The organism is Moraxella equi (genome assembly GCF_002027555.1).
Taxonomy (GTDB): domain Bacteria; phylum Pseudomonadota; class Gammaproteobacteria; order Pseudomonadales; family Moraxellaceae; genus Moraxella; species Moraxella equi.
On sequence record NZ_MXAP01000075.1, the window covers coordinates 26,680 to 35,024 of the forward strand.

Below are 8,345 nucleotides of genomic sequence, written 5' to 3' on the forward strand. Positions count from 1 at the left end.
GGTTTAATTTAAAAAGGTGTCTTATGAAAAAACTCACTCTTGCCATTGCAATTAGCATTTTGGGATTAACTGCGTGTAACAGTTTTGCCAATATCTCATCAAAACAAAACAATGCCAAATCTCAAACCCAAACTCAATCACAAATCAAACCCAAAGCAAAAGGCGTTTGGATTGATGTGCGTAGCCCAGAAGAGTATCAAGCAGGGCATTTGTCAAATAGCGTTAATATCCCTGTTGGCGATATTGCATCAAAGATTTCTGCCATTGAGCCCAATAAAGACAATCCTATCAATCTATATTGCCGAAGTGGCAGACGTGCCGAAGTTGCTCGCACAGAACTCTTAAAATTGGGCTATACCAATGTTACCAATCACGGCGGTTATGAAGACCTAAAACAACAAGGCTATCGTTAAGAGGTGTTTTATGAAAATCAATGTTGGTAAACCTGATAAAATCGTACGAATTATTTTGGGTGTTGTCATTATTGGCTTGGGTGTTTATTTTGGTTCGTGATGGGGAATTGTTGGGCTTGTACTGTTATTAACAGGTTTTATGAATTTTTGCCCCATTTATCATATTTTGGGCATCAGCACTTGTAAATGCCATGTTGATAACAAACCCTAATAATTAGGAAAATGACATGACAAATAAAAGACCATTACACGGGGCAGGGCTTGGCTTTCGCCGTGAGTTATTGCCACAAATGTCTCTTGATGATGCCAATGCCATTCATCAATTAGACCAGATTGATTTTTTTGAAGTATCGCCTGAAAATTGGATAAACTCCCACGGAATTATGGGCGGACGTTTTGAAAATATCTTGTGTACTTATAGCGAGCGGTTTTCTTTTATTTGTCATGGACTTTCTTTGTCTATTGGCAGTTCAAAAGAATTGGACGTGGCTCATGTAAATAATATTAAGCATTTTATGAAGTCGCATAACATTGATTTATTTACCGAGCATTTGTCTTGGTGTAGTGATGATAAAGGGCATTTGTATGATTTATTGCCCATTCCTTGCACCGAAGAAGCGGTATTTTGGGTTGCCGAGCGTATTAAAAAAGTACAAGATATTTTGGGCTCTCAAATTGGCATTGAAAATGCCTCATATTATTATCTACCGCCCCAAAGTGAAATGTCCGACAGTGAATTTATTTCTGCGGTGGTAAAAGAAGCCGATTGTTTATTGCATTTAGACGTGAATAATATTTTTGTCAATAGCCAAAACTTTGGTTTTGACCCACACCAATATTTGCGTGAATTGCCGCTCGAGCGGACGTGTTATTTGCACGTTGCTGGGCATTATGTGGATGATGACGGCTTGATTGTGGATACGCATGGCGATAGTGTGGTGGAGCGTGTTTGGGCGTTATTAAATGACGCTTATGGTTTGATATTTGCCAAAACAGGTGAAACGGCAGATAAGATTCCGACTTGTTTGGAGCGTGATTTTAATTTCCCAGAACTTAGCGAGCTTACCCGTGAAGTTAAATTCATTCGGGAAATTCAAGAACGTCATAAAAATAATTCTACATTTAAATTGGCTTAATTATTTTAATGATAATTTAATAAAATGGCATAACAATGATGATTGATAAAGCACCCAAGTTACGCATCTTTCAGCGTGAATTTGGCGATTATATCCGCAAACAAAAACACGATAATGCCGATACCGTGTCTGCTCGTGTGGGGCAATTATATCAAAATCTGATTTATAATAATGTCTCTGGCTTTGTCAATCAATGCTTTCCCATTACTCGCAGTATTATTGAGACGCATTTTGGCATATTGGTTTGGCAAAATCTGATTAAAGATTTTTTAAAACATGGCGATATGGCAAGTCCGTATTTTAGTGAAATTACCGAGCAATTTGTCGGCTATTTGACCGATGATGTTTTGACAAAATTTGATTTGCCCATTTATTTGTCAGAATTTGCTCATTATGAATGGGTGGAATTGTTTGTAGATAATCTACCGAACAATAATCCCAAGCCTATTTTAATGTATCAAAATGCGTCTATTTTTATCAATCATACCGCCCAGATTTTATATTATGAATGGGCGGTGCAGGATATTAGCGTGGCATTTTCTCCCAGTCAAAAAAGCCCGACTTTTTTGGTGGTGTATCGTAAAGTGGTGGACGGTACATTCAAAACGGCATTTATGGCCATAAGCCAGCTTAGTTTTATCATACTAACCTTTATGCAAGAAAAGCAAAATGAAGAGGTATGTTATCAAAATACAAATGAGTTATTGGCAGAGCTACAACGCACCTTTGAATTAAATGATGAGATTTTTGATAATATCAAAACTTCGTTTGATGATTTGGTCAATACTATGATTGATAATCAAATTTTTTACAACCAATCTTTTTAATAAAAATAAGGTAAATTATGATAAAAAAATACAACGCTTATTATAATAAATTTGTTTTAAATTTAAATAAATTGGACTTTTTGCCATTATTCGCCATTCGTCTTTATCTTGCCCCTGTGTTTATTATGGCAGGGCTAACCAAATACCGTTCGTTTGATGATACGGCACAGTGGTTTGGTAATGCCGATTGGGGGCTTGGTTTGCCATTTGCATCCTTTTGGGTGGCAATGGTGATTGTTGCTGAATTGATTGGTGGTGTGGCGTTATTACTTGGCGTGGCGACTCGTCTGTTTGGCATGTTATTGGCAATCACAATGGCGGTTGCCATGTTTCTTGTGCATTTAAAAAACGGCTGGCACGCCATTACCCCAACCGACCCTGCGACCAATATCGCCCAATTATTTGGCGGATTGGGACGGGCAAGTTTGGATAATTCCATACAAGCGGGTGAGCGATTAAATAAAGCCCGTGAGATCTTACAAACGCATGGCAATTATGACTGGCTCACCGAAACGGGTAATTTTGTAGTTTTAAATAATGGCATAGAATTTGGCATGACTTATTTTATCATGTTACTTGTGCTAATTATTTATGGGGCAGGGCGTTATATAAGCATGGACTTTTGGATAAACAAAAGTTTGCCAACTTTGAAATAATACTGTGTCAAACTCGTTCACAGTACTATTTGTACAGCTTCGCTCGTTTTCCTTGTCTTATTTCAAATTTGTTTGACTTAAAAATGCACCAAATACAATTACGCCAATTTGATAAAAAAAGCATGGACGAGATATATCAGTCCATGTTTGCTTTTGCGTATAACCAATTAAATCACGAACAGCACGCCAAAGATGTGGTGCAAGATGCCCTCTTAAATGCCTTAAAATATGCCGACAGTTTTCAAGGAAAGTCCTCCTTTAAAACATGGGTATTTGCCATTTTAAAAAATAAAATTGCCGACTTTATTCGCCAAAATAAACACTATGAAACGATAAGTGATATGAGTGAAAATAGCGATGAAGAATTTTTGGCAATGCTGTTTGATGATATTGGGCATTGGCAAAATGGTTCATCGCCAAATGCCTTTGATAATCGCTGGGCAAGTCCGCATGAAACGGCTGAAAATGATGAATTTTGGCAAGTATTGGAACTTTGTTTGGGGAATCTGCCCAAAGAGCAGGCACAAGTTTTTTTGATGAAAGAATATATAGAATTGGGTAGTGATGAGATTTGTCAAAACTTAAATATTACTCGACAGAATTTATATGTGTTATTGCACAGAGCCAGATTAAGATTGCAAATGTGTTTGTCGGTAAAATGGTTTGTTTAAGGGGAATGCAATGAAACGATTAAAGAATTGCCAAAAAATGACTGAACTTATGAGTCTATCACAAGAAGAACCATTGACTTTATCCCAAAAAATGACGGTGAAATTTCATCTTTTGATGTGTCCTGCCTGTCGTAGGTTTGATGATAATAATCGGGTGTTAAAAGAGATGATAAAACAGCATAAGAATTTAAAGGGATGATTTGTTTTAAAGCGATTAAAAAAGCTGATTTGCCAATATCGTCCGCATGGGATTAAAACTTTTGCGATGCTCGGGCAATATCCCATGCTCATAAATGGCGGTGGTATGGGCTTTACTGGCATAGCCTTTGTGCTTGTCTAGTCCATAACCAGGATAAATCTTGGCATAGTCGCTTATGACAGTATCACGATGAACCTTGGCAAGGATACTGGCACAGGCGATAGACGTGTGAATGCTGTCGCCCTTGATTAGCGTGTGAATGCACGGCTGAAAATCGGTAAAGTCATCGGATAGGGTGGGCGCAGCGTTGCCGTCTATCACGATGATAAGATTGTCATTTTTGCTGATGTTATTTAACACAATCAAGTGTTCAATGGCAAGTCTCATGCCCAAAAGAGTCGCTTGATAAATGTCAATGGCATCAATCACGTAAGCAGAAATGTCAATAATGACATAGCTTTGACAGGTTTGCTTAATCGGGTCAAAGACCAAATTTCGCTTTTTTTCGGACAATTTTTTGCTGTCGTTGATAAGAGCAAGGGGTGTATTTGTTAGGTCAATTTGCCCAAATTCGCCCGTCAAATCATTATCCAAAATCACCGCCCCAACCGTCATTTGCCCAAACAGTGAACCCCGCCCCACTTCATCAATGCCGATGACAAAAGTGCGTGATGTGGGTTCGTGATTTTTGTGGGCGACAACGGTGCAAGCGTGGGCGTGCGTGTTTTGAGTGTGGGCTTTTATCATGGTATTTTTAAAATTATAAAAACCGTTCGTGCTGAGCTTGTCGAAACATGGCGGTTTTTTGCGTAAATTTATCTATTTTGGCCAATCGGTGTTTGCAGGCGTGGACGGTTTGGGTTTAATTTATCCAATAAAATATGAGAGACAGGCAACGGCTCATCAAAAATCAACCCTGCCAAAATCTCACCACAAATCGGAGCAAAACTAAACCCCTTTGACCCCATGCCATAGACGGTGTATAGTCCATGATTGCCCATTTTACCGCCAACTTGACCGCCTATTTCTCCGACTAGGGGATGATAATCAGGCGTTTGGGCTCGTATGCTTGCCCGTCCGTGTAAGTCCTTGATATTGATGTTTAACTCATTGACAAGGCGTGATAAGCTCTGGCGAAGTTTATCCAAATTAAACTCATGCTCATCATCACGCACCGATGTATCGGTATCATTACGCACAAAACTTGCTCCCATTAAAAAGGTGGGCGTGCCGTCTTTATCAAAAGTGGCACAATAGCCGTCATATTTTATTGGGGTGGCGATTTTGGCTTTTAACTCATCAGACATATGGCGAATATCAAACCATGAGACTTGCCCACGGATTTTTCTGGGGTTAAATAACTCATCGTTTAATAAATAACTTTCAAACCCTGCACAAATGACCATGATGTCGGCAGATAGCTCTCTGTCGTCATCTTTTACCGTCCATGTGTCATTGTCTTTTGTGATGTGTTTGGCATGAAACTGTTTAAATTGGATTAGGGGATTGGATAAAATAAAATCCGCCAATTTGTGCGTATCAATTAGACCTGCTTTTGGCGTGTGGGTGTTGATGAGTTGCTTATTAAAATCGGCATTGTCTGAATTAAAATTTTCATTAAAAATGCCAATCAGTTCGTCAGGATAACTATTTACCAAATGAGCCAGTTTTTCATACGATTTTTGCGTGGGTAATAAAAAATCTATCGCCCCTGTTTGGGAGAATATCTCATCATTTGATGATTGATTAAACGCTTTGTAAATCCGCTCGGCATATAAAAAGCTGACGGTGGGCAGATGATTGGGAGCGTCTGATAATTGGGTGAGCTTAGGGGCGAATAGGGCTTTGGGGTTGCCTGAAGCTCCTGATAGTGGGGCGGTTTTGTCAATCAAAGTAACTTCTACGCCACGATGTGTCAACGCATGGGCGGTAAAGAGTCCTGATACGCCAGCTCCGATGACGATAGCTGATTTTGGGGCGGTTTTTGGCGTGGGTTTTGGTGTGGCGTTGCCGTCAAAGGTGGCGGTAATCATCTCACGCTTACGTCCAAAGCCCTTGATTTTTTGTACAGTCATGCCGATAGCGGTTAAGGCTCGTCTGACCGCCCCACTACTGGTAAAGGTGGCAAGGGTGGCGTTAGGTCTAGATAGGCGTTTGATTTGACCAAAAATCTCGTCTGACCACAACTCGCTGTTTTTGGCAGGGGCAAAACCGTCTAAGAACCAAGCATCCGCAAGTCCATCGCTCATTTTGCAGAAACCATCCAACGCATCGCCTAGCCATAAATCTAGCGTGATATTGCCAACATGCAAGCGATGACACCCCGTTAAGGCAAGCGGATAATTATCCAGTAAATCCTTGATAAATAGGGCGGTTTGTTCGTCCTGCCATGCCGATAGGGCGGTGGTTAGGTCGGCATGAGAGAGCGGATATTTTTCGGTACTGACAAAATACAGACGGGCGGACGGCGGGGCGGTTTGTTGCCAAAGTAGGCAGGTTGCCAAAAAGTTTAGCCCTGTGCCAAAGCCTGTCTCCATGATGACAAAATGCTCATGCTCACCCAAATTGGCAAAGCGGTTTGGCAAATCATTGCCTTGCAAAAAGACATGATTGGTCTCATCAAATCCGCCCGCTTTTGAAAAATAAATGTCGTCAAACTGCTCGGATGTGGGCGTGATGTTACCCAAACTGTCGGTTTGCCATGTGATGTCTGCGGTCTGTATCATGGTCTGTCAGGTCGGTTTATTTGCGTTTCATGATGAGTGACGCTAGGATAAAGCCAAGGATGAACGACACCAAGGTGCTGATAACGCCATAAAGAAACAACTGCCCACTACGTTCATTAACCAACACATTGACCTGCGTGGTCAGCTCGTCAATCCGCCCTTGTAGTTCGCTGTTTTTGGCGAGTAGCTCGGTATTGGCACGCGACAGCTCATTATCGTCGGGACTGTTTAGCTCGGCAATGGTGGGAGCGTTGGGGTCGTGCGGGCTGGCAGGCGGTGGCGGAACGGGGGTTTGGCTCTCTGCATTCTCACTCTCGCTGGCATTGCCATTGGTGCTGGCGGTGGGCGTGCCAGATGTCGCATTGGAGGCGGTTTGAGCAAGACTAACCACAGGCAGTAAAGCGGTGGCAAGCAAGGCGGTAATGATGGCAACTCTCATGGTAACTCTCAGGCGTCACTGTCGGCAGGCAAGGCTTGGATAAAGGGGCGAATGTCTACATGGCTATACACACCGCCATGCAAATACGGCTCGTCATTTGCCCATGCTCGGGCTTGCTCGATCTCATCAAAATGGGCGATGATAAGGCTACCGCTCATGGCAGGTTCGCCGTGATTGATGGGTGTGGGACCTGCGATGACAAGGCGGTTTTGGGCGTGTAGGGCGGTCAGTCGCTCGATGTGAGCAGGGCGAATCTCGGCACGTTTGGCGGTGCTGTCGGCAACATCATGACCGATAATGGCAAATAGTGGCATGGGGGTTTTCCTAATTTTGGATTAATGTGTTGTTTGATTTGGTTGTTTGGTACGAATAGGGTTTGCAAGATATTTTTATCAATTTTATTTTGATAAATTAAAATAAAATCTATGGATATCTATGAATCATAGGTAAAGCCATATTTTAGCACTTTTAAATTATTTTTTAACTGCTGTTTCATCTATCTTAATGTGTTTACGCAGGACAATAAACATACCGACCATAAAGCTTATCATGACGATAATATCGCCAAAGGCGGTAAACTCGCCCCAGTACTCGCCCCCCATAAAGACAAAGGCAAAAAAGGCGTGCAGACTTGCCATCAGTACAAAAAATCCTGCCCATGCTAGATTAAGTTTTTTCCATGCTGATGATGATAAGTCAAAAATGGGAGCGAACAGTTTTTGAATGGCGGATTCTTTGTCGCTCAAAAAAAATGGCGATAAAAACAAGGCAAGAGCAAAGCCTAGATTAATCAGCACCGCTTTTAGGCGAATATAAAAATCATCACGCAAGGCAAGGGTCAGCCCACCAAATACCACGGTCATCAGTAGCACAAAAATCTGCTGTTTTTGTAGACGAAATTTTTGACTGACAAACAAAAAACCATATATGACAAGCGTGGCAAGGGTCAGCCCTGCGGTCGCCACGATGATGTGGTTGTTGCTCTCGCCCCCTGTTAGCCCAATGGCGGTCAGTAGGGGGTGGGCAGGATTGTCCTTGTCTGTGGTTTTATACAGATAAAAAAAGACAATGATGGGAATGTAGTCAAGTAGGGCTTTCATGGGCGTGATGTGTCTAAAAGGTGCTATTTTACACGCTTTTGGGGGTAAAAGTAAAATAAATTGGAGTTTGGTGGGTGTTTTGGTTCATAAATTTAGGGGTGGATTAGGGGTGTGACATGAAACGAATCGATGTTTTAATGTGGTTTTTTAAACGGATTAAATAGACCTCCTGCAAAAC

11 protein-coding genes and 1 pseudogene are annotated in these 8,345 nt (G+C 41.5%); 7 read left to right on the forward strand and 5 right to left on the reverse strand.

Annotated elements, in window-relative coordinates; genetic code table 11:
• The first annotated feature begins 23 nt into the window (after positions 1-23).
• From B5J93_RS07855 to B5J93_RS07885, 7 genes and pseudogenes are all read left to right on the forward strand, one after another.
• The gene (locus B5J93_RS07855) at positions 24-413 is read left to right on the forward strand and encodes a rhodanese-like domain-containing protein (RefSeq protein WP_079325893.1); all 390 of its coding nucleotides are present in this window, start codon (positions 24-26) and stop codon (positions 411-413) included.
• Between the two features lie 10 nt (positions 414-423).
• A pseudogene (locus tag B5J93_RS07860) lies at positions 424-624 on the forward strand (YgaP family membrane protein).
• A gap of 16 nt (positions 625-640) precedes the next feature.
• Positions 641-1,549 carry an HvfB family MNIO-type RiPP peptide maturase gene (locus B5J93_RS07865; protein ID WP_079325894.1) on the forward strand — a complete coding sequence of 303 codons (909 nt, stop codon included), beginning with the start codon at positions 641-643 and terminating at the stop codon, positions 1,547-1,549.
• 35 nt (positions 1,550-1,584) lie between these two features.
• The gene (locus B5J93_RS07870; RefSeq protein WP_079325895.1) at positions 1,585-2,376 is read left to right on the forward strand and encodes an HvfC family RiPP maturation protein; all 792 of its coding nucleotides are present in this window, start codon (positions 1,585-1,587) and stop codon (positions 2,374-2,376) included.
• A gap of 17 nt (positions 2,377-2,393) precedes the next feature.
• Entirely contained in the window at positions 2,394-3,032 is a 639-nt protein-coding gene (locus B5J93_RS07875) for an HvfX family Cu-binding RiPP maturation protein (protein ID WP_079325896.1), read from the forward strand.
• An 83-nt stretch (positions 3,033-3,115) separates the two neighbouring features.
• Positions 3,116-3,703, forward strand: coding sequence for a sigma-70 family RNA polymerase sigma factor (locus B5J93_RS07880; protein WP_079325897.1), 588 nt, complete (start codon positions 3,116-3,118; stop codon positions 3,701-3,703).
• A gap of 10 nt (positions 3,704-3,713) precedes the next feature.
• Positions 3,714-3,902: a zf-HC2 domain-containing protein gene (locus B5J93_RS07885; protein WP_079325898.1), complete on the forward strand. Its 189-nt coding sequence runs from the start codon at positions 3,714-3,716 to the stop codon at positions 3,900-3,902.
• 15 nt (positions 3,903-3,917) lie between these two features.
• Here B5J93_RS07885 and B5J93_RS07890 read toward each other — a convergent pair whose 3' ends face one another.
• From B5J93_RS07890 to B5J93_RS07910, 5 genes are all read right to left on the reverse strand, one after another.
• Positions 3,918-4,649, reverse strand: a complete 732-nt coding sequence (locus B5J93_RS07890) for a ribonuclease HII (protein ID WP_079325899.1) — start codon at positions 4,647-4,649, stop codon at positions 3,918-3,920.
• Between the two features lie 68 nt (positions 4,650-4,717).
• A complete protein-coding gene (gene mnmC / locus B5J93_RS07895; RefSeq protein WP_079325900.1) occupies positions 4,718-6,628 on the reverse strand; it encodes a bifunctional tRNA (5-methylaminomethyl-2-thiouridine)(34)-methyltransferase MnmC2/FAD-dependent 5-carboxymethylaminomethyl-2-thiouridine(34) oxidoreductase MnmC1 in 1,911 nt (636 codons plus the stop codon).
• Between the two features lie 16 nt (positions 6,629-6,644).
• Positions 6,645-7,067, reverse strand: coding sequence for an SH3 domain-containing protein (locus B5J93_RS07900; RefSeq protein ID WP_079325901.1), 423 nt, complete (start codon positions 7,065-7,067; stop codon positions 6,645-6,647).
• 8 nt (positions 7,068-7,075) lie between these two features.
• Positions 7,076-7,381 (reverse strand): YciI family protein, encoded by a 306-nt coding sequence (locus B5J93_RS07905; protein ID WP_079325902.1) that lies wholly within the window; start codon positions 7,379-7,381, stop codon positions 7,076-7,078.
• 159 nt (positions 7,382-7,540) lie between these two features.
• Positions 7,541-8,167 carry an inner membrane-spanning protein YciB gene (locus tag B5J93_RS07910; RefSeq protein ID WP_078275237.1) on the reverse strand — a complete coding sequence of 209 codons (627 nt, stop codon included), beginning with the start codon at positions 8,165-8,167 and terminating at the stop codon, positions 7,541-7,543.
• Positions 8,168-8,345: the final 178 nt, after the last annotated feature.

Bases quoted from the DNA above. Each gene is read 5' to 3' on its own strand.
- B5J93_RS07855 (WP_079325893.1), top strand. From the start codon at position 24: ATGAAAAAACTCACTCTTGCCATTGCAATTAGCATTTTGGGATTAACT.
- B5J93_RS07865 (WP_079325894.1), top strand. From the start codon at position 641: ATGACAAATAAAAGACCATTACACGGGGCAGGGCTTGGCTTTCGCCGT.
- B5J93_RS07870 (WP_079325895.1), top strand. From the start codon at position 1,585: ATGATGATTGATAAAGCACCCAAGTTACGCATCTTTCAGCGTGAATTT.
- B5J93_RS07875 (WP_079325896.1), top strand. From the start codon at position 2,394: ATGATAAAAAAATACAACGCTTATTATAATAAATTTGTTTTAAATTTA.
- B5J93_RS07880 (WP_079325897.1), top strand. From the start codon at position 3,116: ATGCACCAAATACAATTACGCCAATTTGATAAAAAAAGCATGGACGAG.
- B5J93_RS07885 (WP_079325898.1), top strand. From the start codon at position 3,714: ATGAAACGATTAAAGAATTGCCAAAAAATGACTGAACTTATGAGTCTA.
- B5J93_RS07890 (WP_079325899.1), bottom strand. From the start codon at position 4,649: ATGATAAAAGCCCACACTCAAAACACGCACGCCCACGCTTGCACCGTT.
- mnmC (WP_079325900.1), bottom strand. From the start codon at position 6,628: ATGATACAGACCGCAGACATCACATGGCAAACCGACAGTTTGGGTAAC.
- B5J93_RS07900 (WP_079325901.1), bottom strand. From the start codon at position 7,067: ATGAGAGTTGCCATCATTACCGCCTTGCTTGCCACCGCTTTACTGCCT.
- B5J93_RS07905 (WP_079325902.1), bottom strand. From the start codon at position 7,381: ATGCCACTATTTGCCATTATCGGTCATGATGTTGCCGACAGCACCGCC.
- B5J93_RS07910 (WP_078275237.1), bottom strand. From the start codon at position 8,167: ATGAAAGCCCTACTTGACTACATTCCCATCATTGTCTTTTTTTATCTG.